This window comes from Delftia sp. WY8 (genome assembly GCF_018437695.1).
Taxonomy (GTDB): domain Bacteria; phylum Pseudomonadota; class Gammaproteobacteria; order Burkholderiales; family Burkholderiaceae_C; genus Comamonas; species Comamonas tsuruhatensis.
The window spans coordinates 5,134,664-5,160,720 of sequence record NZ_CP049795.1 but is presented as its reverse complement, the minus strand read 5'-3'; the positions used below and the strand labels follow the sequence as shown (position 1 = coordinate 5,160,720).

The following is a 26,057-nucleotide window of genomic DNA, read 5'->3' as shown; positions in this document are numbered from 1 at the left end:
CCCAGGGCCTTGCGGTAAGGGTGCTCACTCGTAGCCGAACGAACGCACGCGGGCTTCGTCGTCGGCCCAGCCGGAGCGGACCTTGACCCAGACTTCGAGGAAGACCTTGGCATCCATGAGCTTTTCCAGCTCCTGGCGCGCCTCGGTGCTGATGCGCTTGAGGCGCTCGCCCTTCTCTCCGATGATCATGGCCTTGTGGCCGTCGCGCTCGACCACGATGGTGGCCGCCACGCGGATGAAACGCTTGTGCTGCTTGCTGGCCTCTTCCTCGAACTTGTCGATGACCACCGTGGAGGTGTAGGGCAGCTCGTCGCCCGTGAATCGGAACAGCTTCTCGCGCACGGTCTCCGAGGCGAGGAACTTCTCGCTGCGGTCGGTCAGCTCGTCGGCGGCGTACATCCAGTCCTGCTCGGGCAGGTACTTCTCGCAGATGCCGAACAGGCGTTCGATGTCTCCCTTGTTCTTGGCCGACATGGGCACGAATTCGGCAAACGGATGGCGCTCCTGCATGCCCTTGAGCCAGGGTGCGATCTCGGCACGGCGGCCCACGGTGTCCAGCTTGTTGGCAATCAGCAGCGTGGGGATGCCAGGCTTGAACAGCGACAGCACCTTGGCATCGGCCAGCGTGAACTGGCCGGCTTCCACGACGAACAGGATCAGGTCCACGTCGCCGATGGCGCCCATCACGGTCTTGTTGAGCGACTTGTTCAGTGCCGTGCTGTGCTTGGTCTGGAAACCCGGCGTATCGACAAAGATGAACTGCGTCGCGGCGCGCGTGCGAATGCCCGTGATGCGGTGGCGCGTGGTCTGCGCCTTGCGCGAGGTGATGCTGATCTTCTGGCCCACCAGCGCATTCATCAGCGTGGACTTGCCCACATTGGGCTTGCCGACGATGGCGATCAGGCCGCAGCGCTGCGGGCCGGTCGGCACCTCGGGTGCCGGGGTGTCATCAGCAGCGGATGCCGTGCGAGCTGCGCCAGCGCCGGGCTTGGCCGCAGCCAGCAGGGCGTCGAGTTCGGCGGCGGTCTGTGTCGGCGCCGGGGGTTTGTCTTGGTTCATGCGTGTCTTGCTTTCAATAGTTCCAGCATGGCTGTGGCAGCCGTCTGCTCGGCGGCCCTGCGCGAGGCACCCGTTCCCCGGGCCTGCAGTTGCAACTCGGCAATCGCGCAGGCCACCTCGAAGGTCTGGCGATGGGCGGCGCCCGTGGTGGCAACCACTTCGTACTGCGGCAGCTTCATGCGCCGCCCCTGCAGCCATTCCTGCAGGGCCGTCTTCGCATCCTTTTCGGCTGCGCGCATGTGGGGGTTGATGTCCACGCCCTCGAAGAGATGGTGTACCACCTTCTCGCCCGCAGCGTAGCCGGCGTCCAGATACACTGCGCCGATCAGGGCCTCGACCGCATCGGCCAGGATGGAGGGGCGTTGCTTGCCGCCCGACTTGGATTCGCCTTCGCCCAGGCGCAGCAGATCGGGCAACTGCAGCCTCAGCGCGATCTGGTGCAGCGTGCCTTCCTTGACCAGGTTGGCGCGCACGCGGGACAGATCGCCCTCGGGCATGGAACTGAGCCGCTGGTAGAGCAGGCTGGAAATGGCAAGATTCAGCACCGAGTCGCCGAGGAATTCCAGGCGCTCGTTGTTGTCTGCCGAGAAACTGCGGTGCGTGACGGCACGCTGCAGCAATGCAGGCTCGGCAAATTGATGCTGCAGCCTCAGCTGCAGCGCATTCAGTAAGGGAGGCACCTATTGGGTCTGCTTCTTAAAACGGTAAGTCAGGTAGGCGGGGCCCACGAGATGGATCTCGCGCGAATATTCGAACCCCACCACCACACGGTCATTGATTTTGGTCACCTCGAGGTCTGCGCCCTTCACGGATGTGAAGTCATCAATGGCGGCGGAACGCTCGAAGCTGGCCTTGACCTCGGCCACGGAATTGCCTTCGCGGGCCGCCTTGTTGGCGGCCTTGACGATGGCCTGGTACTCCAGGAAGACCGGCACGGATTGTGCGCCCACGGCCACCACACCCACGCCCAGGGCAATCACAAACACCAGTCCCAGAAAGGACAGACCGCGCTGGCGCGAACGCCGGTTGTTCGATGTCAACATGCTTTTTCCTCCTCCGATGTGAATCCCTCGCGCATGCCTGGGGGCATCCGGCCCTCAGGCATGCATGTGATCAATGGAAGCCGCCGATGCGCTTGAAATCCCCGAAGTTCATCCAGACGAAGAAGGCCCGGCCAACGATGTTCTTGTCGGGCACAAAGCCCCAGTATCGGGAATCCAGCGAATTGTCGCGGTTGTCGCCCATCATGAAGTACTGGCCCTCGGGCACCTTGCAGGTGATGCCTTCGACGCTGTAGCGGCAGTTCTCGCGGAACTCGAAGCCGCTGGCACCCTGGATGAAGGCGGGCACGTCCTGGTTCACGATCATGCGGTGCGGCTTGTCGCCCAGCGACTCCTCGTACTGCTTGAAGTAGCGCATCGCGTCCTTGTCGAAGAAGTCCGGCAGTTCGCTGACCGGGACTTCCTTGCCATTGACCGTCAGCCGCTTGTTCAGATAGGAGATCTCGTCACCCGGCAGGCCCACCACGCGCTTGATGTAGTCCAGGCTGGGTTGCGGAGGATAGCGGAACACCACCACATCGCCGCGCTGCAGCGGCTGGCCCTGGGTGATCTTGGTGTTGATCACCGGCAGGCGCACGCCGTAGGTGAACTTGTTCACCAGGATCAGGTCGCCCACGAGCAGCGTGGGAATCATGGAGCCCGAGGGAATCTTGAACGGCTCGAACAGGAACGAGCGCAGAACAAAGACGATGGCGATCACGGGGAACAGGCCCGCGGTCCAGTCAAGCCACCAGGGCTGCATGAGGATGCGGCCCTTGGCCTCTTCCGACACCTCGATGTCGGTCTTGGCGATGCCCATGCGGTCGAGTTCTGCGCGGCGCGCCACGGCAGCCTCCTCGATGGCCACGGCGGCGCGGCGGCGGCGGGGCAGGAAATACAGCCGTTCGGCCACCCAGTACAGGCCAGTGACCACGGTGGCCAGGAACAGCAGCAACGCGAAGTTGCCCTCGATGAAGCCCGTGTACCAGGCGCCGATATAGCCCACGAAAGCCGCCAGCACGACGGCCGTAATCCATTGCATGGCTTGCATCAATCCTCCACTTGCAAGATGGCCAGGAAGGCCTCCTGAGGCACTTCCACCGAACCGATCTGCTTCATGCGCTTCTTGCCGGCCTTTTGCTTCTCCAGCAGCTTGCGCTTGCGGGTGATGTCGCCGCCATAGCACTTGGCCAGCACGTTCTTGCGCATGGCCTTGACGGTTTCCCGAGCAATGATGTTGGCGCCGATGGCGGCCTGGATGGCCACGTCGAACATCTGGCGGCTGATGATCTCGCGCATCTTCGCCACCACGGCCCGGCCGCGGTACGTGGCCTGGGAGCGGTGCACGATGATGGACAGCGCATCGACCTTCTCGCCGTTGAGCAGGATGTCCACCTTGACCACGTCGGAGGCGCGGTACTCCTTGAACTCGTAGTCCATGGAGGCATAGCCGCGCGAGACCGACTTGAGCTTGTCGAAGAAGTCCAGCACGATCTCGCCCAGCGGCATCTCATAGGTGAGCATCACCTGGCGGCCGTGGTACTGCATGTTGATCTGCACGCCACGCTTCTGGTTGGCCAGCGTCATCACCGGGCCCACATAGTCCTGGGGCATGTACAGGTGCACGGTCACGATGGGCTCGCGCACCTCCTCGATACGGCCGGCATCGGGCATCTTGGACGGGTTCTCGACCTGGATGACCTCGCCATCGCCCTTGACCACTTCGTAGACCACGCTGGGCGCGGTGGTGATCAGGTCCTGGTCGAATTCGCGCTCCAGGCGCTCCTGCACGATTTCCATGTGCAGCAGGCCCAGGAAGCCGCAGCGAAAGCCGAAGCCCAGCGCCTGAGAGACTTCAGGCTCGAACTGCAGGGACGAATCGTTGAGCTGCAGCTTTTCCAGCGCATCGCGCAGCTGGTCATATTCGCTGGCTTCGGTGGGGTACAGACCCGCGAACACCTGGGGCTTGATTTCCTTGAAGCCGGGCAGGGCCTCGGTGGCAGGGCCCAGATTGTTGGGAAGCTTCTTTTCCAGCGTGATGGTGTCGCCCACCTTGGCTGCCTTGAGCTCCTTGATGCCGGCGATGATGTAACCCACCTCGCCGGCGCGCAGCGCGTCGCGCGGCACGTCGGCCGGAGTGAACACGCCCAGGTTGTTGGCTTCGTAGGCAGCGCCCGAAGCCATCATCTTGAAGCGCTCGCCACGCTTGAGTTCACCATCGACCACGCGCACCAGCATCACGACGCCCACGTAAGTGTCGAACCAGCTGTCGATGATCATGGCGCGCAGTTGGCCATTGGGATTGCCCTTGGGCGGCGGCACCTTGGCAACCACGGCCTCCAGGATCTCGTCGATGCCCATGCCGGTCTTGGCCGAGCAGGGAATGGCATCGCTGGCATCGATGCCGATGACGTCCTCGATCTCTGCCTTGGCGTTGTCGGGGTCAGCCTGCGGCAGATCCATCTTGTTGAGAACGGCCGTCACTTCCACGCCGAGATCCAGCGCGGTATAGCAGTTGGCCACGGTCTGTGCCTCTACGCCCTGAGAGGCGTCCACCACCAGCAGCGCTCCCTCGCAGGCCGACAGGGAACGCGAGACTTCGTACGAGAAGTCCACGTGGCCGGGCGTGTCGATGAGGTTGAGGTTGTAGACCTGACCATCCTTGGCCTTGTACTGCAGGGCAGCCGTCTGCGCCTTGATGGTGATGCCGCGCTCTTTCTCGATATCCATCGAGTCCAGCACCTGGGCTTCCATGTCACGGTCAGCCAGGCCTCCGCAACGCTGGATCAGGCGGTCGGCCAGCGTCGACTTGCCATGGTCGATGTGCGCAATGATGGAAAAATTTCTGATGTGGTTCATCAACGAGAAGGACTGCTAGTGAAAGTGGAAAACGACAGGGTCGGCGCGCAAGAAAAAAGGGCGCGTCCATGAACGACGCGCCCCGAACCAACAATCTCTGGCAACTGCGATAGTTGGGACTTTATTGTAGGCAAAAAGGGCTGGAAACCAAGCCCTGACAAGGCCTGCAAAGCTCCGGGCTTGATCTGTCACAATTATTTATCAACAGTTTATCAACAGACCCGACAAGCCATTTCTAGCCCGTCGATCACCGGATAGTGCGGTGCTTTTGCACCGCAACAATCCTCTTTGAAAACAGGTTTCTGACGCCTTGAGCCGTCACGCTTTGGTGGGGCATTTTACCCAATGCCCCAAGGGGCATGGGCAGGCCTTGATCCGGATTCCGAGGGTATTCCCCAGTACCCCGAAAAACCGGCCTGCCCCAACCCCTCAGCGGGCAGGACGGATAAGCACGTACTGAGCCCATTCGCCGCGGCGCACCAGAAGGTTCACCGGCTTGCTCTTGTCCACCTTGGCCAGCGTGGCCTCGAAGCTCTTGAGCCCCGTGATCTCGACATTGGCCAGTTGCAGGATCACATCACCTTCGCGCAGGCCTGCGCGTGCTGCTGCCTCGACAGCGGCCGTCACGCGGACACCGCCCTTGATGCCCAATTCCCTTTTCTGGGCATCCGTGAGTTCGGCCAGCGTCAGGCCCAGCGACTGGGAGACCAGGGTGCTGCCCTTGCCTGCAGCCTTTGCCTGGGGAGCGCCATCGGGCTCGACTTCGGCGATCACCATGGTCAGATCCTTGGCGGCTCCACGGCGGAATACGGTGATGGTGCTGCGCGTTCCGGGCTTGGTATTGCCCACCAGACGCGGCAGGTCGGCGACCTTCTCAATGGCCTTCCCATCGAACTTGATGATCACGTCACCCGCCTCGACGCCGGCCTTGGCGGCTGGGGAATCGGGTTCCACGGCAGAGACCAGCGCACCCTGAGCCTTGCCCAGGCCGATGGATTCGGCAATGTCCTTGGTGACCTGCCCGATTTGCACGCCGATGCGCCCTCGCGTGACCTTGCCGGTGGCGCGCAGCTGGTCGCTGACGCGCACGGCCTCGTCGATCGGAATCGCGAAGCTGATCCCCATGAAACCGCCGGAACGCGAATAGATCTGGCTGTTGATGCCCACGACCTCGCCGCGCATGTTCAGCAACGGGCCGCCCGAGTTGCCGGGATTGATGGCCACATCGGTCTGGATGAAGGGCAGATAGTCTCCCGTGTCGCGCTGCTTGGCGCTGACGATGCCTGCGGTGACCGAGTTGTCGAGGCCGAAGGGCGATCCGATGGCCATCACCCACTCACCGACCTTGAGACGGTTCACGTCGCCGATCTTCACGGCGGGCAGTCCGGTGGCATCGATCTTGACCACAGCCACGTCGGTGCGCTTGTCGCTGCCCACGATCTTGGCCTTGAACTCACGCTTGTCGGTCAGCGTGACGATGACCTCGTCAGCACCTTCGACCACGTGGGCATTGGTCATCACAAAGCCGTCCGCCGTCAGGATGAAGCCCGACCCCACGCCACGCGGCTGTTCCTCGTCAGGCTGTGAACGCGGCTGGGGGCGTTGGCGCGGCACATTGGGCACGGGCAGGCCGAAGCGGCGGAAGAACTCGAGCATGTCCTCATCCATGCCCAGCGCCTCGGCAGAGTTGGCCGACGCCTTCTCCAACGTGCGGATGTTGACCACGGAAGGCCCTACCTGCTCGACCAGGTCGGTGAAGTCCGGCAGACCCCGCACCACGGCACCGCTTTGCGCATGAGCGGCACTCACCGGCACCAGCATTGAGGCGCTGCCAGCAGCCAGCGCCAGAACGCCTGCCAGTGTGCAGGACTGCAGCGTCTTCCATCGAACTGTGGTCATGGTGATCCTTTCCTTCTCAATCATTGTGTTGCCCCCGTGCCCATTGCGCCCGGGCGGCCTGTTCAGATACGCGGTGCCGACTTGCATCTCGGACGAACGCCACATTCTGGCGCAGTCCCGGCATGCACCGGCCAGACGATGGCTCAGAAGCCTGAAAGACGCTGTTAGTTCCCGAATCGGCAGCATGCATGCGGCGCGAACCGCCGTGCATGGGCCACAAATGACTGCACCCGCGTCCATTTCAATGCCGAACGGCTGGACGCGGGTGCAAAAGAAGGCAGGAGAGTCATGCTCTCCTGCGGGATTCAGCGCTGGTTCGCGCGCGGTGCCGAGGCGAAGTTGGCATTGCGCAGGAAGCTGGCCGGCATCTGCAACGTGGCCGGACCACTGTATTGCGGATGGGAGGCCAGCAGCGCATCCAGGCGCGGATCACGCAGCATGACGCTTTGGCCGTAAGGGCCTGCCACAGCCACCACCGAAGAGGATTGGGCCGTATCTCCGAGAGGGAAGTCCTGGGCATTTCCAGCGACAGCAGCCGCTGCAGGCGCCCCCGTTTCAAGGGTGGCCAATGCCCGGCCCGGCGCCGCGCCGGGGCCTGCAGGCGCGCCGAGCATCACGCTCCAGCCAATGGCAGCCACGGCCGCCACGGAAGCAAAACCCGCAGCCATCTTCCAGCGGAATACCGACGCATTGGCTGCGTCGTGCAGCGGCGCGCCATTGACGACGGTCCTGCCGTGCGCCGGGCGCGCGACCTGCTCCAGCTCGTCTGCGGCGACGGGAACCAGGGGGCGGCGCGGCTCGTTGGCCAACTGGGAGCGGATTCCGGAAAGCAGATCGTGCCGGCTGTGGTGCGCCAGCTCAGGGGAGCGCAGCACATCGCCCACCAGGTGGTACATGCGCCATTCCTGCTGGCCTGCATCGCTTTGCGCATAGGCCAGCGCGGCCTGCAGCTCCGCGGCAGAGAGTTCGCCATCAGCCAATGCCGACAATTGTTCGCGCTTCGTCAGATCGTCATTCATGATCAATCACCTGCCTGTCTGCTCTGAGACCCTGTACCCAAAAAATGCGCCACCCGATGGCCATCACCCGTTGCTACCACCGCTTGCCAGACTGGCGCTCCAGCAAAGGCTTGACTCTCGCTGAAATCGCTTCGCGTGCACGGAAGATGCGTGAACGCACGGTGCCTATGGGACAACCCATGGCGTTCGAGATTTCCTCGTAGCTCAGGCCTTCGATTTCCCGCAACGTGACGGCTTGACGGAGATCTTCGGGCAAGGCCTCCATGGCGGCGTTGACTGCCTGGGCAATCTCCTGGGCCGCCAGGATCGTTTCGGGTGTTTCTTCGGTGGTTAGTTCCTGGCTGAGCCGGGAAGTTTCATCATCGTCATCCCCGTTGTGTAACGCGCTTTCGGTGATCAGCGGCGAGCGCTTCATGTCCAGCAGCGCCTTCTTGGCAGTATTCACGGCGATGCGATACAGCCAGGTGTAGAACTGGGCATCACCCCGGAACTGGTGCAGCGCCCGATAGGCCCGGATGAAGGTTTCCTGCGCAATGTCAGGCACCAGGTCCACGTCGCGCACCATGCGGCCAATGAGGCGCTCGATGCGGCGCTGGTACTTGATGACCAGCAGCTCGAAGGCCCGCATGTCTCCTGCGTTGGTGCGCTCGACCAGAGCCAGGTCGCTGTCGGCAGAAGAAGGCGGGAATTCGGGAGGCGTCATGAAATCGGTGAAGACGGGCCGTGGCGGCCCTGGCGCAGTCACTGCGCGCGTTCTGTAGGTCTGGGCGGGAAATATACAGCACGCCGCAAATCACCCCAGGTTTCAGGACTCTGCCTGTAAGACAGCAGCAGCCAGCGGGAGCTTCGCCAGCGCAAAGACCCCGTCGAAACGGGTCTGGCCTGCGCCCATAGCCATTGACCACCGTCAGCGCGCACCTGCAGCAGCACCGGCTGCGCATCGTCGGCAGCGGCTGCCTCACCAAGCCACCACTGCGCGCCATCCCATGCAACAAAGCCTCTGCCCAGGGCGCGCCATCCATGCCACATGCCTGCAGCTGCAACCAGAGAACCCGTGACAGCCACGACGGCAGGCCCCCATCCGGACTGAAGATCAAGCGCCCACGCCAGCAAAAGCATGGCCGCCAGCAGCCAAAGCGCGCACAGGCATGCGACCGACCCACGCGGTGGATTCAGCGGATGGCGGACTGCGGGCGGGGCATGGCGTGACGTCATGCCTGCAGTGTCGCAAAACCGCAGCATGTCTGACATGCGTTCCACCCCTGCCGGACGCGCCCTGACCCATGGGAGAAATAAAAAAGCCCGCTCCCTTGCGGGGCGGGCTTTTCATGGTGAGGCGTGCAGGCCTCAGATTCGCTTGAACACCAGCGTTCCGTTGGTGCCGCCGAACCCGAAGTTGTTTTTCACTGCCACTTCGATCTTCGCATCCCGTGCCGTGTTGGCGCAGTAGTCGAGATCGCACTCGGGATCCTGGTTGTCCAGATTGATGGTCGGGGGAATCTTCTGCTCGTGCAATGCCAGCACGGTGAAGACGCTCTCGATGCCGCCAGCGCCACCCAGCAGGTGACCGGTCATGGACTTGGTCGAGCTGACAACGATTTTCTTGGCGTGATCGCCCAGAGCCGCCTTGATGGCATTGGTCTCGTTGAGGTCGCCCAGCGGCGTGGATGTGCCGTGCGCATTCAGATAATCGATCTGGTCGGCGTTGATGCCGGCGTTGCGCAGAGCTGACAGCATGGCGCGGCGCGGGCCGTCCATGTTGGGCGCCGTCATGTGGCCGGCATCGGCACTCATGCCGTAGCCGCACAGTTCAGCATAGATCTTGGCACCGCGGGCCTTGGCATGCTCGTACTCTTCCAGCACCAGCACGCCTGCACCTTCGCCCAGCACAAAGCCGTCGCGGTCCTTGTCCCAGGGACGCGAGGCGGCCTTGGGATCATCATTGCGCGTGGACAGTGCGCGCATGGCGGCAAAGCCGCCGACGCCCAGCGGGGAGACCGTGGCTTCCGTGCCGCCAGCCACCACCACATCGGCATCGCCGTATTCGATCATGCGCCCTGCTTCGCCTATGCAGTGCAGCCCGGTCGTGCAGGCAGTCACCACGGCGAGATTCGGCCCCTTGAAGCCAAACCGCATGGACACATGGCCAGCCACCATGTTGATGATGGAGGCAGGCACGAAGAACGGCGTGATGCGGCGCGGTCCGCGCGCAGCCAGTTCTGCGTGGGTGTTCTCGATCAGCGGCAAGCCGCCGATGCCCGAACCGATCACACAGCCGATGCGCGTAGCCAGATCATCCGACAAGGCCTCGCCCGTGGGCAGACCTGAGTCCTGCACGGCTTGCGCCGCAGCAGCGATGCCGTAATGGATGAAGGTGTCCATGGAGCGCGCATCCTTGGCGCTCATGTACGACTCCACATCGAATCCCTTGACCTCGCCCGCAATCTTGCAGGCAAAGTTCGAGGCATCGAACTTGGTGATGAGGTCAATGCCGGACTGGCCGGCCAAAAGATTGGCCCAGGCGTCGCCCACCGTGTTACCCACGGGGGAGATGCAACCCAGGCCGGTCACGACAACGCGACGACGGCTCATGCGTAAAACCTTCTGCTGATCGCTCGGGTCAGGGCCCTGTCAGGCCTTCTGGTGGGTGTTGGCGTAGTCGATGGCGTTTTGCACCGTCGTGATCTTTTCCGCGTCTTCGTCGGGGATCTCGATGCCGAATTCATCTTCCAGGGCCATCACCAGCTCCACCGTGTCCAGGGAGTCAGCACCCAGATCAGCCACGAAGGCCTTTTCGTTGGTGACTTGAGACTCTTCAACGCCGAGTTGTTCGGCAATGATTTTTTTGACACGTGCTTCGATATCGCTCATGGTTTCCCTCTGGGGGTTGTGAATGAACCCGCGATTCTAGCCGTTTCGGACCTTACGCCCTCTTCAGCCGGCCGTCGCGAGGAAACGGCCTCTTCGGTTGCAAGCAACGGCGGCTTCTGGCAGGGATTTGCCCGCAGCCGCCGCAGCGCTTACATGTACATGCCGCCGTTGACGTGCAATTCCTGGCCGGTGACGTAGCCTGCGCCCGCCGATGCGAGATAGGCCACGGCATGGGCGATGTCGCTGGGCTGGCCCAGATCACCCATGGCGATCTGCGATTTCAGGGCATTTTTCTGCTCTTCAGGCAGCTCCGCCGTCATGTCGGTGGCGATGAAGCCCGGAGCCACGCAATTGACCGTGATGCCGCGGCTGCCCAGTTCACGGGCCAGCGCACGCGTCATGCCGGCAACGCCGGCCTTGGCAGCTGCATAGTTGGCTTGACCGGGGTTTCCGGAGGCACCAACGACGCTGGTGATGTTGATGATGCGTCCGAAGCGCTGCTTCATCATGGGCCGAATGGCCGTACGGCTGACTCGGAAAACCGCCTTGAGATTGGTGTCGATCACCGCATCCCAGTCATCGTCCTTCATGCGCATGGCCAGGGTGTCGCGTGTGATGCCGGCATTGTTGACCAGCACATGCAGGCCACCGTCATTCTTGACGATGCTGTCGATCAGGGCATCGACGGCGGTCACGTCCGTGACATTGAGGTTCACGCCACGGCAGCCTTCATGGGCCGACAGGGCCTGGCTGATCTTCTCGGCACCACCATCGGTGGTGGCCGTGCCGATCACGCGGTAGCCGCGTGCTGCCAACTCCTGGGCAATGGCGGCACCGATGCCGCGCGAGGCACCCGTCACCAGGGCAACCTGGGGCTTGTTCTGGTTGTCAGTCATGCGAGGGATTCTTTCACGTCGGCCAGCGTGGCCGGGTCATAGAGGGCAGCGGCCGTCAGGTCCGCGTCAATCCGCTTGGTCAGGCCCATCAGCACCTTGCCGGGACCGCACTCGACGAGGTGGACGACGCCGCGGGCCTTCATGGCCTGAACGCATTCCACCCAGCGCACCGGGCCGAAGGCCTGGCGATACAGCGCATCGCGAATGGCGTCGGCATCCTGCTGCACAGTCACGTCGATGTTGTTGAGCACTGGGATGCGCGGCGCAGCCAGCACGGTGGCAGCCAGCGCCGCCTTGAGCTTTTCGGCCGCAGGCTTCATCAGGCTGGAATGGAAAGGCGCCGACACCGGCAGCGGCAGCGCACGTTTGGCGCCTGCGGCCTTGAGGGCCTCGCAGGCCTTCTCGACAGCCGCCTTGCTGCCGGCAATCACGGTCTGCGAGGGGTCGTTGAAATTCACGGCCTCGACGACTTCCGCACCACCCAATGCCGCCGTGACTTCTGCGCAGCCTGCGCGCACCTTGTCGGCATCCAGCCCCAGGATGGCAGCCATGGCACCGGTTCCCACGGGAACGGCCTCCTGCATGGCAGCCGCGCGCAGCCGCACCAGCGGCGCAGCCTGGGCCAGGGTCAGCACACCTGACGCGACCAGGGCCGAGTACTCACCCAGCGAGTGGCCCGCCACAACGTCGGGCAGCGCGCCGCCTTCGGCCTGCCAGACGCGCCAGGCAGCCACACCGGCCACCAGCATCACAGGCTGGGTATTGGTGGTGAGCGCCAGAGCTTCCTTCGGCCCCTGCTGGATCAGCTGGCCGATGTTTTCGCCGAGGGCATCGGAGGCTTCGACCAAGGTCTGGGCCACGACGGGATGGTCACCCCATCCGTCGAGCATGCCTACCGATTGCGAACCCTGACCAGGAAAAACGAATGCAAACTTCTTCATGATTTTCAAAAAAAAAGGCCGCGCCATGGGCGCCTGCCCTCAGGCAGGCATCCCGCATCACATCTTGAGAAGTACCGCGCCCCAGGTGAAGCCGCCGCCAACACCTTCCAGCAGCACGGTCTGACCGGGCTTGACCTGGCCACTGCGCACGCCGTGGTCCAGCGCCAGGGGGATCGAGGCAGCCGACGTGTTGCCATGCTGGTCCACCGTCACCACCACCTTGTCCATGGACAGCTTGAGCTTGCGCGCCGTGCTTTGCATGATGCGGATATTGGCCTGATGGGGGATCAGCCAGTCGATGTCGGCATCGGTGAGCCCTGCCTTGTCCAGCGTGGCGCGAGCGGCCTTCTCCAGCACGCCGACCGCCAGCTTGAACACGGCCTGCCCATCCATCTTCAGCAGCGGATCACCGAGGATCTGGCCACCGGAGACATTGCCTGGCACGCACAGGATGCCGACATGCTTGCCGTCGGCATGCAGGTCGGAAGCCAGGATGCCTGGCTGCTCGGACGCCTCCAGCACCACGGCTCCGGCACCGTCACCGAACAGCACGCAGGTCGTCCGGTCGTTGAAGTCCAGGATGCGGCTGAATACTTCGGAGCCCACCACCAGCGCGCGGCTCGCAGCGCCGGACTGGATCATGGCGTCGGCCACGGTGAGGGCGTAGACAAAGCCGCTGCATACGGCTTGCACATCAAAGGCCGCACAGCCATTGGCGCCGAGCTTGTTTTGCAGGATGCATGCCGTGGACGGGAAGACCATGTCCGGCGTCGATGTGGCGACGATGATCAGATCGATATCCTGCGGCTGGCAGCCGGCGGCTTCCAGCGCCTTCTTCGATGCCTCCAAGGCCAGATCGCTGCTGGCCACTTCTGGCGCGGCAAAGTGTCGGGCATGGATGCCGGTGCGCTCGACGATCCACTCGTCCGAGGTCTCGATGCCGCGCTGGGCCAGTTCGGCTGCCAGATCGTGATTGGTGAGTCGGCGGGGTGGCAGGTAACTGCCCGTGCCGGTGATGCGTGCGTAGCGTCTCATCTGTATTAGGGCGCCGACGGTCCCGATTCCGACTGCGCAGCCAGCAACAGAGGCAGGGCTGCGGAGATACGGGTACGGACACGGTCGAGCAGGTTGTTGCGGGCCGCATCATACGCGCGCTTCAGCGCGTGCTCGAAAGCCAAGGCATCGGCCGATCCATGGCTTTTGAAGACCAGCCCGCGAAGGCCCAGCAGCGCCGCGCCGTTGTAGCGGCGATGATCCACGCGCCTCATCAAAGCAGTTAGCACCGGATAGGCAACGATGGCCGCCATTTTGGTGAAGATGTTGCGCTTGAACTCCTGCTTGAGGGCATTGGAGATCATGGACGCCACCCCCTCGGAAGACTTGAGAGCCACGTTGCCCACAAAGCCATCACAGACCACGACCTGGGTCGTGCCCTTGAAGATGTCGTTGCCTTCGACGTTGCCGTAGAAATTCAGATGACCGGCCTTGCCGGCCGCGCGCAGCAGTTCGCCAGCGCGCTTGATGACCTCGCTGCCCTTGATCTGCTCCTCGCCAATGTTGAGCAGACCCACCGAGGGCGCCTCTTCGTTGTTCAGGGCAGACACCAGGGCCGAGCCCATGACGGCGAACTGCAGCAGATGCTCGGCCGAGCAGTCCACATTGGCCCCCAGGTCCAGCACCGTGGTGGCCTCGCCCTTGGCATTGGGCAACTGGGGCGCGATGGCAGGGCGATCAATGCCATCGAGTGTCTTGAGCAGGTAGCGCGAGATGGCCATCAGCGCACCCGTGTTTCCAGCCGACACAGCAGCGGCAGCCGCGCCATCCTTGACTTGCTGGATGGCGATGCGCATGGAGGAATCCTTCTTCCTGCGCAGCGCCATCTCGATCGGATCATCCATGCCGACCACTTCCGAGGCCGGCACCACACTGGCGCGCTCATGCGCAAAGCCAGCCAGCGCATCGGGCTGGCCGACCAGCAGCAGCCGGGCATCGGGGTGGGAATCGAGGAACTGGCGGCACGCCGCAAGCGTGACGCGGGGGCCGTGATCACCCCCCATGCAGTCAACGGCCAAAGTGATCATGTGCGACTGGCAAGCCTGTTGCAAGGCCTGGAAAGATAGGAGCAACCATCAGAAAAAACAAAAGCCCGCGCTACGAAAACTGTAGCCGCGGGCCCTGCGGGAACGGTCGAAGATCAGGCTTCGGACTTGTTCTTCAGCACTTGACGGCCGCGGTACACGCCGTTGGGGCTGATGTGGTGACGCAGATGGGTTTCACCGGTGGTGGGTTCCACGGCAATGCCAGGCACATTCAGTGCGTTGTGCGAACGGTGCATACCGCGCTTGGAGGGGGACTTCTTGTTCTGCTGAACAGCCATGATGGCTCCTGTGTATCTGAAAAGGGTTGGTAAAAAACGCGATCAGCCCATTAAAGACACGAGGGGGTTTCGCGCGAAGCCCTTGATTATAGCGCAATCGCTTTTCCCGGCCTCGGCCTTTTTTCCGGACATCGCAATCAGTCGGCTGACTTGCCCACATCCAGCCCGCGCAGCACGGCAAATGGATTGGGCTTGTCCTCGATGGCCTGCTCGAAGTCTGCGTCGCTGGACTGCATGCTCACCGGCTCGGGGCAGCTGTCGTGGCGTGGCACCACGGGCAACTCCATGAGCAGCTCATCCTCTATGAGTTCAAGCAGGTTGAATTCGCGGCTGAGCACCAGCAGGTCCTCGTCGCTCTCGTCATCCTCGGACTCGGCCGTGGTCTCGTCCGCAACAAAGCGGAAAGACCTATCGACCTGGAGGGAGATGGGCGCCACAGTGAGGCAGCGTTGGCACACCATCGGAACGACAGCATCGGCCTGCAGATGCAGCCAGACCTGGCCCGAACCGCCGGTTTGCTCGACCAGTTCGCCGTCAGCCTGCCAGTGCACCTCGCCGTGCCCATCAGCGGCATCCGGCTGCGCATCCTCGGCCAGACGAGGAAAGGCCGAAAGCGCCGACTGACCCTGGAGATGGCCCGCCGATTGCGCAAAAGCGCGAACATCGAGACGGACCGCAGAAAATTCCTTGCTCATGCGGGCAGTGTAAGAGAATCCGGGCATGCAAGCTTCCCACCTCGCCTTAGCCCAGGCTCCCGGCCTGGCACGCCCCCTGATCCTTGGCTCCACCTCACGCTACCGCCGCGAACTTCTGGAGCGGCTGCAACTACCATTCCAGACCGTGTCCCCGGAAGTCGATGAGACACCGCTGACCGGCGAAACACCGCATGCACTTTCGTTGCGACTGGCCCTGGCCAAGGCACAGGCCGTGGCGGCGCTGCACCCGGGCGCCGTCGTCATCGGCTCCGACCAGGTACCCGAACTGGATGGCATGCCGCTGTCCAAGCCCGGCACCCACGAGCGCGCCACCGAACAACTGCGCCAGATGAGCGGGCGCCAGATGAATTTCCACACCGCCGTGAGCGTGGTCTGCCGGGAAAGCGGCTTTGCCGAGACCGATGCGGTCACCGTCCAGGTCCGGTTTCGTGATCTCAACGACGCGGAGATCGAACGCTACCTGCGCGCCGAACAGCCCTATGACTGCGCAGGCAGCGCCAAGAGCGAAGGACTGGGCATCGCGCTGCTGGATGCCATCGTCAGCGACGACCCCACGGCGCTGATCGGCCTGCCGCTGATCCGCACCTGCCAGCTGCTGCGCGCCGCAGGAGCCGTGCTGCCATGAACGATGCTGCAACCCAACCCACCAAAGGAACGCTCTATCTGGTGCCCGCGCCGCTGGACTTCGGCTGCGACGAGCAAATGCCGCTGACGCAGGTCCTGCCCGATGGAACACTGCGCACCGCTGCACGCCTGACCCACTGGATCTGCGAAAACGCCAAAAGCACGCGCGCCTACCTGAAGCGCATTGACGCACTGCACGCCCTGGCCCAACCCTTGCAAGCCCAGCAGATCACAGAACTGCCGCGCGAGGCCCACAAGAAGGGCGACCACGGCGACAAGGGCGCAGCGGTCTTCGATGCCAAGCCACTGCTCGCCCCCTTGCTGCTGGGCCACGACATGGGACTGGTCAGCGAGGCCGGAATGCCCGCCGTGGCCGACCCCGGCAGCTCCATCGTGCGCGCCGCGCATGATCTGGGCATACGGGTCGTGCCCCTGATCGGTCCGGTGTCGTTGCTGCTTGCCCTGGCCGCCAGCGGACTCAACGGACAGAACTATGCCTTTGTGGGGTACCTGCCGCAGGACGCTGGCGGGCGGGTTCAGCGCATCAAGGAGCTTGAAACCCTGGCATTGCGCCAAGGCCAGACCCAGCAGTTCATAGAGACGCCCTACCGCAACGCCGCGCTGTGGCAGGCCCTGCTGCAGACGCTGCAACCCCATACCCGTTTGGCGCTGGCCTGCGGCCTGACACTGGAGAGCGCCCGCATCGAAAGCCGTCTGGTGCGCGAATGGCGCCAGCACAAGGAAGTGCCGGACAACCGCACGCCGGTGGTGTTTTCCATCGGTCGCTGAGACTGTCTTACTCGATGAGCAAAAAAAGCCCGCCTTCCACAAGAAGGCGGGCTTTTTGCATCTTGGCAGACGCCAGGGAAATCAGCGCAGAGACGGAAGGCTGGAGCGCAGCGCCTGAACGGCACCTCCACCGAAGGCCGCGCCAAAACGCTTGGCCAGGCGCTCGGCCACGTTGTCGCGGCGCGTGTAATCCACCACCTCTTCCGCCTTGACCACCTCACGGGCCACGTAGTCAAGACTGCCCAGCTTGTCGGCCAGGCCCATCTCCACGGCCTGCTGACCCGTCCAGAACAGGCCGCTGAACGTCTCGGGCGTCTCGTGCAGGCGATCGCCACGGCCGGCCTTGACCACATTGATGAACTGCGAGTGGATCTGGCCCAGCATCTGATGGGCATGGGCGCGCTGTGCTTCGGACATGGGACTGAACGGGTCCAGGAAGCCCTTGTTCTCGCCAGCCGTCAGCAGGCGGCGCTCCACGCCCAGCTTTTCCATGGCGCCCGTGAAGCCGAAGCCATCCATGAGCACGCCGATGCTGCCCACGATGCTGGCCTTGTCGACAAAGATCTCGTCGGCCGCCGCAGCAATGTAATAAGCAGCCGAAGCGCAGGTTTCCTCCACCACGGCATACAGGGGCTTGTCGTACTTGCCCTTGAGCCGCACGATTTCGTCATTGATGATGCCGGCCTGCACCGGGCTGCCGCCTGGCGAGTTGATCAGCAGCACGACGGCACGCGAGCCCGAGTCCTCGAAGGCGCTGCGCATGGCGGCCACCACGAATTCCGCGCTGGCGTCGGCGCCTGCAGCGATCTCGCCCTTGACCTCGACCACTGCGGTATGCGGAGAGGAGCTGGTCGTGGTCGCCGTGTCCTTGGCAAACAGCACCCACAGGACCACCAGGATGAGTGCCGTCCACAGCAGGCGGCCGAAGAGGCGCCAGCGGCGCGAGGCGCGCTGCTCGTTGATGGTGGCGAAGACCAGCTTTTCCAGCACGTCCCGCTCCCAGCCGCTCGATGCCGCCGTTCGCGCATCGGCAGCCGCCGCGGCGGGCGTGGCCCGGGCCCACAGGTCCGCACCCGGGGAAGGGTGCGATGTGGAGCCAGGATTTTCCGGGGGTATGGGGGAAGTCATGTCAGAACTCGACGGGTTTCAGGTTATCGGCAGTATGCCAGTGCACCACCCCCGCGCTTTCGCTCAGGGAGATTTTCACCAGGCCGCCACGGCAGGGGCCGCCAGCGCAGGCGCCGCTGTCCGGCGCATAGACCGCACCATGGGTTGCGCACAGCAACCAACGCCCGGAATCATCGAAAAAGCGGTCTGGCTGGTAGTCCATCTCCATGGCCACGTGCGTGCAGCGGTTCAGATAGGCATGCGCCTGTCCCTCGAAGCGGATGGCGAATGCGCGACAGGCATGCCCCGCGTAGACCACGTCGAAAGGCACGGCATTCGCACCTTCCTGCAAGGCCTCGCTGGCACACAAAACGATGCGATCAACGGTCACCAGCGCACCTCACAAGCATGGATTCCCGCGCTGACGCGGGCATGACGACTCAACCATGGGCCAGCAGCCACTGATGCAAATCCGCAACACTCTGCGCCACATGCAACGGCTGCAGCACGCCAAAGCCGTCGGTGGGATGCGCGCCATAGCCCACGCCCACGCTGGCACAGCCAGCATTGCGGGCCAGTTCCAGGTCGTGCGTGGTGTCGCCGATCATCAGCACGCGGCCAGGCTCCACGCCGAATTCGGCCATCAGCTCATGCAGCATCAGCGGGTTGGGCTTGCCGGCGGTTTCGTCCGCCGTGCGCGAGCTGTCGAACATGCCGCGCAGTTGCGGGTCCTGCAGCGCATCGTTCAGACCGCGCCGGCTTTTGCCCGTGGCCACGGCCAGCAGGTGGCCGCGCTCACGCAGCGCCGCCAGCATGGGCAGCACGCCGGCGAACAGGCTGATGTCGTCCTGGTGCTTGATGAAATGGTGGCGATAGCGGTTGCCCAGCTCGGGGTATTTCTCGGGCGACACATCGGGCGCCGCACGCGCCAATGCCGGCATCAGCGCCATGCCGATCACATAGGAGGCCGCCTCATTGCTGGGGGGCGTGCCTCCCACATCGGCCACGGCCGCCTGAATGCACTTGACGATCACCGCGGTGGAATCCGACAGCGTCCCATCCCAGTCGAAGGCGATGAGGTCGAAGCGGCGCGCACGGTATATCTCGGAAGAACCAGGAGTTGTCATGTCTGCAAGGAGTCAAATCCGGCGTCAGCCGGCGAAACGGGCCAGCTCCTCGGGAAGCTCGGCGCGCAATTCCACCCGCTCACCACTGGACGGGTGTGTGAACTGTAGCCGCCATGCGTGCAGGAACATGCGTTTGAGCCCCTGTTTCTGCAACCGGCGGTTCAGGTCGAAGTCCCCGTACTTGTCATCCCCCGCAATCGGGTGCCCCTGGCTGGACAGGTGCACGCGGATCTGGTGCGTGCGCCCGGTCTTGATGGTCACCTCCAGCAGGCTCATGGCCGGCAGACCCAGCAGGGGCTGGGGCGCCAGCGTGCTGCGAACGCGCACCAGCGTGACGGAGCGCATGCCGTCAGGATCATCGGCCGTGGTCACCCGCACGCGGCGCTCGCCGTCGGCCTGCAGGTATTTGTGCAGCGGCAGATCAATCACCTTGCGATTGGCAGGCCAGGTGCCCTGGACCAGCGCCAGATAGGTCTTGCCGGTTTCGCGCTCGCGGAACTGGTCCTGCAGATGCGTCAGCGCCGAGCGCTTCTTGGCCACCAGCAAGATGCCGGATGTCTCGCGGTCGAGCCGATGCACCAACTCCAGAAAGCGGCTTTGCGGCCGCGCCTGGCGCAATTGCTCGATGACGCCAAAACTCACGCCCGAGCCCCCGTGCACGGCCACACCGGCAGGCTTGTCGATGGCAATCAGATGCTCGTCTTCCAGCAGACTGGGGAAATCCCTGGCGGGCGCAGGCCGCTCGGCCTTTTCGGCGACTTTTTCGGAAATGCGCACGGGCGGCACGCGAACGACATCGCCGGTCGAGACGCGGGTTTCCGCACTGACGCGCCCCTTGTTGATGCGCACTTCTCCACTGCGGATGATGCGATAGACATGGGTTTTGGGAACGCCCTTGAGATGGCGTATGAGAAAGTTGTCCAACCGCTGTCCGGCCGAATCGTCATCGACTTCGATCAGCCGCACTGCGGCAGTGGCTGCGTTCAGGGAACGGTCGTCTGCCGGTTTGCCCTCTATAATGTGTTTCACCTGTGCCGAACTATTTATAAGTGGTTGATTCTCATGGAGTTTAGTCCAAACAACCATTTCCCCGCACAGGCAGGTCGATGCCATCCGGTGTCATGCACGCGAAACAGCAGGAAAAGATGGCCTGCGAAGTTCGTCGTTGCATCGGTTGTGGCTGACGAATTGAAACACTGATACGGAATCTCAAGCTGGCAGAAGGGGTCGGACCCGGCGTCCGCCGCTGCCAGCGGATCAAAAGCGAGCATGTGGATCTTTTGGGCATGGATGGTCACGCTGTGGAGCAGGAAAACGCCTGCGCCCAGGATCATTGCCGCCCCCAAGCCTCCCGCCTGCCCTGCACGTGCAGCAGCTTCGCTTGAAGCTGGACGGCGTGCCTCTCTCATCGCTCTCGTCCCCCTGCCCTTGCCCCCATTGCTGACTTGAGCCAGGTCTCAAGAAGCAAGGCATTCGGCGATTCCTTTCGTTTCAATGCGTCAGTCCGGCATCTCGGCTCCCTCGCGAGCCTGTCTTTGATTACAAGTCAAAGGCGTGACGGTCTGGCAGCAGAGGCTGCACCCCGGCGCGCCCCAGAGAAAACGAATAAAGGAAACGCATCATGAAACGGATGCTCATCAACGCCACGCAGTCGGAAGAGCGGCGCCTTGCCATCGTCGATGGACAAAAGCTCCTCGACTACGAGATCGAGATCGAAGGACGCGAGCAGCGCAAGGGCAACATCTACAAGGCCGTGGTCACGCGCGTGGAGCCCAGCCTTGAGGCCTGCTTCGTCGACTACGGCGAAGACCGCCACGGCTTCCTGCCCTTCAAGGAAATCTCCAAGCAGTATTTCGCCGAAGGCGTCTCCCCCAGCCAGGCCCGCATCAACGAAGTCATCCGTGAAGGCCAGGAACTGATCGTCCAGGTCGAGAAGGAAGAGCGCGGCAACAAGGGCGCGGCCCTGACCACCTTCATCTCGCTGGCCGGCCGCTATGTGGTGCTGATGCCCAACAACCCGCGCGGCGGTGGCGTCTCGCGCCGCATCGAGGGCGAGGACCGTGCCGAACTCAAGGAGGCGATGGACCAGCTCGAGTACCCCAAGGGCATGTCCATCATTGCGCGCACCGCCGGCATCGGCCGCACCGCGCCCGAGCTGCAGTGGGACCTGAACTACCTGCTCAAGCTGTGGAACGCCATCGATGGCGCAGCCAAGTCGGCCAAGGGCGCCTTCCTGATCTACCAGGAATCGAGCCTGGTGATCCGCGCCATCCGCGACTACTTCAACGGCGACATCGGCGACATCCTCATCGACACCGACGACATCTACGAGCAGGCGCAGCAGTTCATGCAGCACGTCATGCCCGAGCACGCCGCCCGCGTCAAACGCTACCGCGACGATGCCCCCCTGTTCAGCCGTTTCCAGATCGAGCACCAGATCGAATCGGCCTACGCGCGCACCGTGACCCTGCCCTCGGGCGGCGCCATCGTCATCGATCACACCGAGGCCCTGGTCTCCATCGACGTGAACTCGGCCCGCGCCATCAAGGGCGGCGACATCGAGGAAACCGCCACCCGCACCAATCTGGAAGCCGCCGACGAAGTCGCGCGCCAGATGCGCCTGCGCGACCTGGGCGGCCTGATCGTCATCGACTTCATCGACATGGAGGAGAGCAAGAACCGCCGCGAAGTCGAGAATCGCCTGCGCGACGCGCTGCGCCAGGACCGTGCGCGCGTGCAGTTCGGCACCATCAGCAAGTTTGGCCTCATGGAAATGAGCCGCCAGCGCCTCAAGCCCGCCCTGTCCGAAGGCGCGCACATCAACTGCCCGCGCTGCGGCGGCTCCGGTCATATCCGCGATACGGAAAGCTCTGCGCTGCAGATCCTGCGCATCATCCAGGAAGAGTCCATGAAGGACAACACGGCCGCCGTGCACTGCCAGGTGCCCGTGGAAGTGGCCAGCTTCCTGCTCAACGAAAAGCGCGGCGAGATCACCAAGATCGAACTCAAGCAGCGCGTCAACGTGATCATGGTCCCCAACAAGTCCATGGACACGCCGCACTACAAGCTCGAGCGCCTCAAGCACGACGATGCGCGCCTGGAAAGCATGGAAGCCAGCTACAAGCTGGCCGAAGAGCTGGACACCGAAACCACGGTGACACGCCGCTCGCAGGAGCCCACCAACAAGCAGACACCCATGATCAAGGGTGTGCTGCCGGACATGCCGGCTCCCATTGCCGAGCCTCGCCCCGAAGGCAGCCGCAACCGCCCGGCCAACGGCCAGCAGCGCGACGCCAAGCCTGCAGCCACGGCGGCAGCGCCCGCACCGGCCGCCGCCCCCGTCGTGGTCCGCGAACAAGGCTTCTTTGCCTGGCTCAAGAGCCTGTTCGGCTTTGGCGCGGCACCTGCGCCGGTCGCAGCGCCCGTGCCGGCTGCCGAAGCCCCCGCACGCGAAGGTCGCCGTGACGGCCGCAACGACAGCCGTGGCCGCCGCAACGAACGCAATGGCGAGCGTGGTGGTGAGCGCACCGAGCGCAGCGGTGAGCGCGCAGGCGCCCCCAACGCCGAGCGCCAGGCTGGCGGTGGCGATCGCAACCGCCGCAATGCCGAGCGTGGCGAGCGCACGGAACGCGGTGAACGTGGTGAGCGCCCGGATCGTGGCGAGCGCGGTGAACGCACCGACCGCGGCGAACGCCGCGGCCGTGGCGAGCGCAGCCGCGACGGCGAAAACCGCCAGCCGCTGGAGGCCGTGAACGCCTCCGCAGCCCTGGCGGCAGATGGCAGCACCCTCGAGCAGCGTCCCGAGCGCGCGCCGCGTGGCGACCGCCAGGAACGCGGCGAAGGCCGCCGCGAGCGCGGTGAACGAGGCGAGCGTGGAGATCGCGCCGAACGCGGTGAACGCAGCGAGCGCCAGCCCCGTCAGTTCGAAGTCGCGCCCGAGTCCGAAGAAAAGCTGGACAACCAGGCCCAGCAGCAGGACCAGTCCCTGGACAACGCTGCTCCCGCCTCCGGCGAAGAGCAGCCGCGCCAGCGTCGTTCGCGCGACCGCTACGGCCGTGACCGCCGCGAGCGTGGCGATCGCGGTGACCGTGCAGAGCGCGCGCCGCGTGAAGCCGAAGGCGAAGCCGTGCAGTCCTTCGAGGCCTCCGTGCCCGAGCAGGACCAGCAGCCAGCCCGTCGCAGCTACTTCAACGCCGCCAACTCTGCTGCCGAAGTCCAGGCCCCCGAAGCCGTGGCCGAAGCCCCAGTGGCCGCACAGCCTGCGGCAGTTGTGGAAGTGCAGCAACCCGTCGCGGTGCCCGAGCAGCAGAGCGCGGCCTTCGCGCCGGTCGCACCGGCCCCCGTGGCGGCCCCTGCCGTGACGGCAGACGTGCCAGCACCTGCTGCACCTGCTGCACCTGCCGCTTCTGCTGCTTCTGCCGCAGCCGAGCCCGCTGCAGCCAAGGCCGCTGAGGCAACCGCAGAACGCGGCCTGCCCAAGGTCCAGGCCTACCAGTTGCCCGTGTCCGAGCTGCAGGCGCTGGCCGCCGCCTCGGGCCTGCAATGGGTGGGCTCCGATGCCGACAAGGTGGCCGCTGCGCAGGCAGCCATCGCGGCCGAACCGCAGCCCGAGCGCGTCGTGCGCGAGCGCCCGCCCATGGTCGTGCTGGATGACGGTCCTCTGATCCTCGTGGAAACACGCAAGGACCTGAGCGACCTGCAGCTGCCATTCGAGCAGCAACCGCAGGGCGTGGCCCATGTCTGACCACAGACAGTGACGACACAGGGGCCCTCGCGGCCCCTGTTTGTTTCTGCCGCCACCACCGTCCATCTGTCTTTCCTCCCTCTCTATCCTGGAGCTTGCGTCCCGCCATGCTGTTGCTGCTCTCCCCCGCCAAATCGCTGGACTACGACACACCGCTGCCGCCGAAGCTGCCACACACGCTTCCCGTCTTCTCCGAACAGCCGCTGGAGCTGATCGAAGTGCTGCGCCGCCAATCGCCGCAGCAACTATCGGAACTCATGGGCATCAGCGACAAGCTGGCTGCGCTCAACGTGGCGCGCTACGAAGCCTTCAGCCCTCGCTTCACGGCCACCAATGCCCGCCAGGCGCTGCTGGCCTTCAACGGTGATGTCTATGAAGGCCTGCAGGCGCGCAGCCTGGACGCCGAAGACCTGGACTGGGCGCAGCAGCACATCGCCATCCTCAGCGGCCTTTACGGCGTGCTGCGTCCGCTGGACCGCATGCAGCCCTACCGCCTGGAAATGGGCACCCGGCTGGAGACCGCGCATGGCAGCAACCTCTACCAGTTCTGGGGCAGCCGCATTGCCGAGTACCTGAACCAGCGCGCGGCCCGGCAGCCGGCGGGCGAGCGCGTCGTCGTCAACCTGGCTTCGCAGGAATACTTCAAATCGGTAGACTTGAAGCACCTCAAGCCCCCGGTGGTGGAATGCGCGTTCGAGGATTACAAGAACGGCGCCTACAAGATCATCAGCTTCCATGCCAAACGCGCGCGCGGGCTGATGGCACGATTTGCCATACAGCAACGCGCTCGCAGCGCGGCTGAACTCGAAGCCTTCGATCTGGAAGGCTACGCACTGGCGCCAGCTTCCTCGACGCCTGCGCGCCTGGTGTTCCGCCGCAAGACCGCTGACTGAGCCTCGCCGGCCACCGGCCGGCCCCGGCCTCGATGCCTTTGGAGTCCATTCACTGCGGCAAGGGCCGCACTGCACGCCATGAGCCTCAAATCCTCACCAGATTCCCCGAGCACCGCGCAGGACCTGCCGGCGGGTCTCACGCCTGAACTCATGCAATGGGTGCGTGAACAGCGCGCATCGGGCATAGGGCCTGCGGCCCTGCTGCGCTCCATGCGCGACGTGGGCTGGAGCGAAGAACTGGCCCGGCGGGCGTTGGACCTACCCCACCAAGGCGAAGCGGCGCCACCGGCCGTCGTCGTCTCGGCCTCCTCGCTGCCGGAGCCGGACCTCTCCCAGGACCCCACCAGCATCGATGTCGGCGACCGCAAGGTCCAGGTACTGGTCAGCATGCGCAACCCGCGCATCGTGGTCTTCGGCAACCTGCTCTCGCATGAGGAGTGCGACGCCATCATCGCCGCCGCGCGTCCGCGCATGGCGCGCTCGCTCACCGTGGCCACGCAAAGCGGCGGTGAAGAGATCAATGACGACCGCACCAGCAACGGCATGTTCTTCCAGCGCGGGGAAACCGGCATCGTCCACCAGTTGGAAGAACGCATCGCCCGCCTGCTGCGCTGGCCGCTGGACCACGGCGAAGGCCTGCAGGTGCTGCACTACGGCCCGGGCGCCGAGTACAAGCCCCACCACGACTACTTCGCGCCCGGCGAACCCGGCACGCCCACCATCCTCAAGCGCGGCGGCCAGCGCGTGGGCACGCTGGTCATCTACCTGAACGAGCCCGAGCGCGGCGGCGCCACCATCTTCCCCGAAGTGCCGCTTCAAGTGGTTCCGCGCCGGGGCAACGCCGTCTTCTTCAGCTATGAGCGCCCCGACCCCTCCACGCGCACCCTGCACGGCGGCGCGCCCGTGCTGGCCGGCGAAAAATGGATCGCCACCAAATGGCTGCGCGAGCGCGAATTCCACTGAAGAGCCAGCGAACCCGGGCGTACCCACCCTTATTGACCTTATATGGCCGCCCATGCCTGCGGGCATGGAAATTCAGTTAGCTTCAAAGCCTGGGTCCACGCGCTCCGCGCGGACCGTCCAGGCCTGACCAGCG

The 26,057-nt window shown here is 64.2% G+C and carries 25 protein-coding genes; 5 read left to right on the top strand and 20 right to left on the bottom strand.

Going from position 1 to position 26,057, the window contains the following annotated elements; all coding sequences use genetic code 11:
- Positions 1-24 precede the first annotated feature (24 nt).
- The 16 genes from era to G4D77_RS23615 all read right to left on the bottom strand — a co-directional run bounded on the left by era (position 25) and on the right by G4D77_RS23615 (position 15,656).
- Positions 25-1,059 (bottom strand): GTPase Era, encoded by a 1,035-nt coding sequence (gene era / locus G4D77_RS23690; protein WP_047326616.1) that lies wholly within the window; start codon positions 1,057-1,059, stop codon positions 25-27.
- Entirely contained in the window at positions 1,056-1,739 is a 684-nt protein-coding gene (gene rnc, locus G4D77_RS23685; protein WP_012207060.1) for a ribonuclease III, read from the bottom strand. The genes era and rnc overlap by 4 nt, the downstream gene beginning before the upstream one ends.
- Complete coding sequence (locus G4D77_RS23680) at positions 1,740-2,102, bottom strand: DUF4845 domain-containing protein (RefSeq protein WP_016451179.1); 363 nt, start codon at positions 2,100-2,102, stop codon at positions 1,740-1,742.
- A gap of 70 nt (positions 2,103-2,172) precedes the next feature.
- Positions 2,173-3,150 (bottom strand): signal peptidase I, encoded by a 978-nt coding sequence (lepB, locus tag G4D77_RS23675; RefSeq protein ID WP_016451178.1) that lies wholly within the window; start codon positions 3,148-3,150, stop codon positions 2,173-2,175.
- Positions 3,150-4,958 (bottom strand): translation elongation factor 4, encoded by a 1,809-nt coding sequence (gene lepA / locus G4D77_RS23670; RefSeq protein WP_016447789.1) that lies wholly within the window; start codon positions 4,956-4,958, stop codon positions 3,150-3,152. The genes lepB and lepA overlap by 1 nt, the downstream gene beginning before the upstream one ends.
- A 429-nt stretch (positions 4,959-5,387) precedes the next feature.
- Positions 5,388-6,857, bottom strand: coding sequence for a DegQ family serine endoprotease (locus G4D77_RS23665; RefSeq protein ID WP_026062374.1), 1,470 nt, complete (start codon positions 6,855-6,857; stop codon positions 5,388-5,390).
- A 305-nt stretch (positions 6,858-7,162) separates the two neighbouring features.
- On the bottom strand, positions 7,163-7,876 hold the full coding sequence (locus tag G4D77_RS23660; protein ID WP_154833686.1) for a sigma-E factor negative regulatory protein: 714 nt from the start codon (positions 7,874-7,876) through the stop codon (positions 7,163-7,165).
- A 73-nt stretch (positions 7,877-7,949) separates the two neighbouring features.
- On the bottom strand, positions 7,950-8,579 hold the full coding sequence (rpoE, locus tag G4D77_RS23655) for an RNA polymerase sigma factor RpoE (protein ID WP_016447792.1): 630 nt from the start codon (positions 8,577-8,579) through the stop codon (positions 7,950-7,952).
- Between the two features lie 644 nt (positions 8,580-9,223).
- Entirely contained in the window at positions 9,224-10,468 is a 1,245-nt protein-coding gene (fabF, locus tag G4D77_RS23650; RefSeq protein WP_016447793.1) for a beta-ketoacyl-ACP synthase II, read from the bottom strand.
- Between the two features lie 39 nt (positions 10,469-10,507).
- On the bottom strand, positions 10,508-10,747 hold the full coding sequence (gene acpP, locus G4D77_RS23645) for an acyl carrier protein (RefSeq protein WP_003058049.1): 240 nt from the start codon (positions 10,745-10,747) through the stop codon (positions 10,508-10,510).
- A gap of 149 nt (positions 10,748-10,896) precedes the next feature.
- Complete coding sequence (gene fabG / locus G4D77_RS23640; protein ID WP_016447794.1) at positions 10,897-11,643, bottom strand: 3-oxoacyl-ACP reductase FabG; 747 nt, start codon at positions 11,641-11,643, stop codon at positions 10,897-10,899.
- Positions 11,640-12,584: an ACP S-malonyltransferase gene (fabD, locus tag G4D77_RS23635; RefSeq protein WP_026062373.1), complete on the bottom strand. Its 945-nt coding sequence runs from the start codon at positions 12,582-12,584 to the stop codon at positions 11,640-11,642. Before fabD ends, fabG begins: the two co-directional genes overlap by 4 nt.
- 57 nt (positions 12,585-12,641) lie before the next feature.
- Entirely contained in the window at positions 12,642-13,619 is a 978-nt protein-coding gene (locus tag G4D77_RS23630; protein ID WP_016447796.1) for a beta-ketoacyl-ACP synthase III, read from the bottom strand.
- Between the two features lie 5 nt (positions 13,620-13,624).
- On the bottom strand, positions 13,625-14,665 hold the full coding sequence (gene plsX / locus G4D77_RS23625) for a phosphate acyltransferase PlsX (RefSeq protein WP_016451174.1): 1,041 nt from the start codon (positions 14,663-14,665) through the stop codon (positions 13,625-13,627).
- A 113-nt stretch (positions 14,666-14,778) separates the two neighbouring features.
- On the bottom strand, positions 14,779-14,961 hold the full coding sequence (gene rpmF / locus G4D77_RS23620) for a 50S ribosomal protein L32 (protein WP_012207072.1): 183 nt from the start codon (positions 14,959-14,961) through the stop codon (positions 14,779-14,781).
- 137 nt (positions 14,962-15,098) lie between these two features.
- Positions 15,099-15,656 (bottom strand): YceD family protein, encoded by a 558-nt coding sequence (locus G4D77_RS23615; RefSeq protein ID WP_154836327.1) that lies wholly within the window; start codon positions 15,654-15,656, stop codon positions 15,099-15,101.
- Positions 15,657-15,681: 25 nt separating this feature from the next.
- On the opposite strand from G4D77_RS23615, the gene G4D77_RS23610 reads away from it, so the two are divergent.
- Both G4D77_RS23610 and G4D77_RS23605 read left to right on the top strand, forming a co-directional pair.
- On the top strand, positions 15,682-16,302 hold the full coding sequence (locus G4D77_RS23610; protein WP_046985931.1) for a Maf family nucleotide pyrophosphatase: 621 nt from the start codon (positions 15,682-15,684) through the stop codon (positions 16,300-16,302).
- Positions 16,299-17,090, top strand: coding sequence for an SAM-dependent methyltransferase (locus G4D77_RS23605; protein WP_046985932.1), 792 nt, complete (start codon positions 16,299-16,301; stop codon positions 17,088-17,090). The genes G4D77_RS23610 and G4D77_RS23605 overlap by 4 nt, the downstream gene beginning before the upstream one ends.
- Before the next feature lie 81 nt (positions 17,091-17,171).
- Here the strand turns inward: G4D77_RS23605 and G4D77_RS23600 are convergent, their stop codons facing one another.
- From G4D77_RS23600 to G4D77_RS23585, 4 genes are read right to left on the bottom strand one after another with little or no spacing between them, the layout of a single operon-like run.
- Positions 17,172-18,218 carry a S49 family peptidase gene (locus G4D77_RS23600; protein WP_016447801.1) on the bottom strand — a complete coding sequence of 349 codons (1,047 nt, stop codon included), beginning with the start codon at positions 18,216-18,218 and terminating at the stop codon, positions 17,172-17,174.
- Between the two features lies 1 nt (position 18,219).
- Entirely contained in the window at positions 18,220-18,588 is a 369-nt protein-coding gene (locus G4D77_RS23595) for a Rieske (2Fe-2S) protein (protein ID WP_016451170.1), read from the bottom strand.
- Between the two features lie 49 nt (positions 18,589-18,637).
- Positions 18,638-19,324, bottom strand: a complete 687-nt coding sequence (locus G4D77_RS23590; RefSeq protein ID WP_016447803.1) for an HAD family hydrolase — start codon at positions 19,322-19,324, stop codon at positions 18,638-18,640.
- Positions 19,325-19,348: 24 nt separating this feature from the next.
- Complete coding sequence (locus G4D77_RS23585) at positions 19,349-20,410, bottom strand: RluA family pseudouridine synthase (RefSeq protein ID WP_016447804.1); 1,062 nt, start codon at positions 20,408-20,410, stop codon at positions 19,349-19,351.
- Positions 20,411-20,945: 535 nt separating this feature from the next.
- Here G4D77_RS23585 and G4D77_RS23580 point away from each other — a divergent pair.
- The 3 genes from G4D77_RS23580 (at position 20,946) to G4D77_RS23570 (ending at position 25,924) form a co-directional block, all read left to right on the top strand.
- On the top strand, positions 20,946-24,068 hold the full coding sequence (locus G4D77_RS23580; protein ID WP_154833685.1) for an Rne/Rng family ribonuclease: 3,123 nt from the start codon (positions 20,946-20,948) through the stop codon (positions 24,066-24,068).
- A gap of 107 nt (positions 24,069-24,175) precedes the next feature.
- Positions 24,176-24,961 (top strand): peroxide stress protein YaaA, encoded by a 786-nt coding sequence (gene yaaA / locus G4D77_RS23575; protein WP_016447806.1) that lies wholly within the window; start codon positions 24,176-24,178, stop codon positions 24,959-24,961.
- 78 nt (positions 24,962-25,039) lie between these two features.
- Positions 25,040-25,924 carry a 2OG-Fe(II) oxygenase gene (locus G4D77_RS23570; protein ID WP_154833684.1) on the top strand — a complete coding sequence of 295 codons (885 nt, stop codon included), beginning with the start codon at positions 25,040-25,042 and terminating at the stop codon, positions 25,922-25,924.
- Positions 25,925-26,057: the final 133 nt, after the last annotated feature.

Excerpts from the sequence above, each read along its gene's own strand:
- G4D77_RS23665 (WP_026062374.1), bottom strand. The coding sequence starts at position 6,857 with ATGACCACAGTTCGATGGAAGACGCTGCAGTCCTGCACACTGGCAGGC.
- fabF (WP_016447793.1), bottom strand. The coding sequence starts at position 10,468 with ATGAGCCGTCGTCGCGTTGTCGTGACCGGCCTGGGTTGCATCTCCCCC.
- rpmF (WP_012207072.1), bottom strand. The coding sequence starts at position 14,961 with ATGGCTGTTCAGCAGAACAAGAAGTCCCCCTCCAAGCGCGGTATGCAC.
- G4D77_RS23610 (WP_046985931.1), top strand. The coding sequence starts at position 15,682 with ATGCAAGCTTCCCACCTCGCCTTAGCCCAGGCTCCCGGCCTGGCACGC.
- G4D77_RS23605 (WP_046985932.1), top strand. The coding sequence starts at position 16,299 with ATGAACGATGCTGCAACCCAACCCACCAAAGGAACGCTCTATCTGGTG.
- acpP (WP_003058049.1), bottom strand. The coding sequence starts at position 10,747 with ATGAGCGATATCGAAGCACGTGTCAAAAAAATCATTGCCGAACAACTC.
- G4D77_RS23680 (WP_016451179.1), bottom strand. The coding sequence starts at position 2,102 with ATGTTGACATCGAACAACCGGCGTTCGCGCCAGCGCGGTCTGTCCTTT.
- lepB (WP_016451178.1), bottom strand. The coding sequence starts at position 3,150 with ATGCAAGCCATGCAATGGATTACGGCCGTCGTGCTGGCGGCTTTCGTG.
- rpoE (WP_016447792.1), bottom strand. The coding sequence starts at position 8,579 with ATGACGCCTCCCGAATTCCCGCCTTCTTCTGCCGACAGCGACCTGGCT.
- G4D77_RS23585 (WP_016447804.1), bottom strand. The coding sequence starts at position 20,410 with ATGGTTGTTTGGACTAAACTCCATGAGAATCAACCACTTATAAATAGT.
- G4D77_RS23660 (WP_154833686.1), bottom strand. The coding sequence starts at position 7,876 with ATGAATGACGATCTGACGAAGCGCGAACAATTGTCGGCATTGGCTGAT.
- G4D77_RS23615 (WP_154836327.1), bottom strand. The coding sequence starts at position 15,656 with ATGAGCAAGGAATTTTCTGCGGTCCGTCTCGATGTTCGCGCTTTTGCG.
- fabD (WP_026062373.1), bottom strand. The coding sequence starts at position 12,584 with ATGAAGAAGTTTGCATTCGTTTTTCCTGGTCAGGGTTCGCAATCGGTA.
- plsX (WP_016451174.1), bottom strand. The coding sequence starts at position 14,665 with ATGATCACTTTGGCCGTTGACTGCATGGGGGGTGATCACGGCCCCCGC.
- G4D77_RS23600 (WP_016447801.1), bottom strand. The coding sequence starts at position 18,218 with ATGACTTCCCCCATACCCCCGGAAAATCCTGGCTCCACATCGCACCCT.
- fabG (WP_016447794.1), bottom strand. The coding sequence starts at position 11,643 with ATGACTGACAACCAGAACAAGCCCCAGGTTGCCCTGGTGACGGGTGCC.
- G4D77_RS23590 (WP_016447803.1), bottom strand. The coding sequence starts at position 19,324 with ATGACAACTCCTGGTTCTTCCGAGATATACCGTGCGCGCCGCTTCGAC.
- yaaA (WP_016447806.1), top strand. The coding sequence starts at position 24,176 with ATGCTGTTGCTGCTCTCCCCCGCCAAATCGCTGGACTACGACACACCG.
- G4D77_RS23630 (WP_016447796.1), bottom strand. The coding sequence starts at position 13,619 with ATGAGACGCTACGCACGCATCACCGGCACGGGCAGTTACCTGCCACCC.
- G4D77_RS23570 (WP_154833684.1), top strand. The coding sequence starts at position 25,040 with ATGAGCCTCAAATCCTCACCAGATTCCCCGAGCACCGCGCAGGACCTG.
- G4D77_RS23580 (WP_154833685.1), top strand. The coding sequence starts at position 20,946 with ATGAAACGGATGCTCATCAACGCCACGCAGTCGGAAGAGCGGCGCCTT.
- lepA (WP_016447789.1), bottom strand. The coding sequence starts at position 4,958 with ATGAACCACATCAGAAATTTTTCCATCATTGCGCACATCGACCATGGC.
- era (WP_047326616.1), bottom strand. The coding sequence starts at position 1,059 with ATGAACCAAGACAAACCCCCGGCGCCGACACAGACCGCCGCCGAACTC.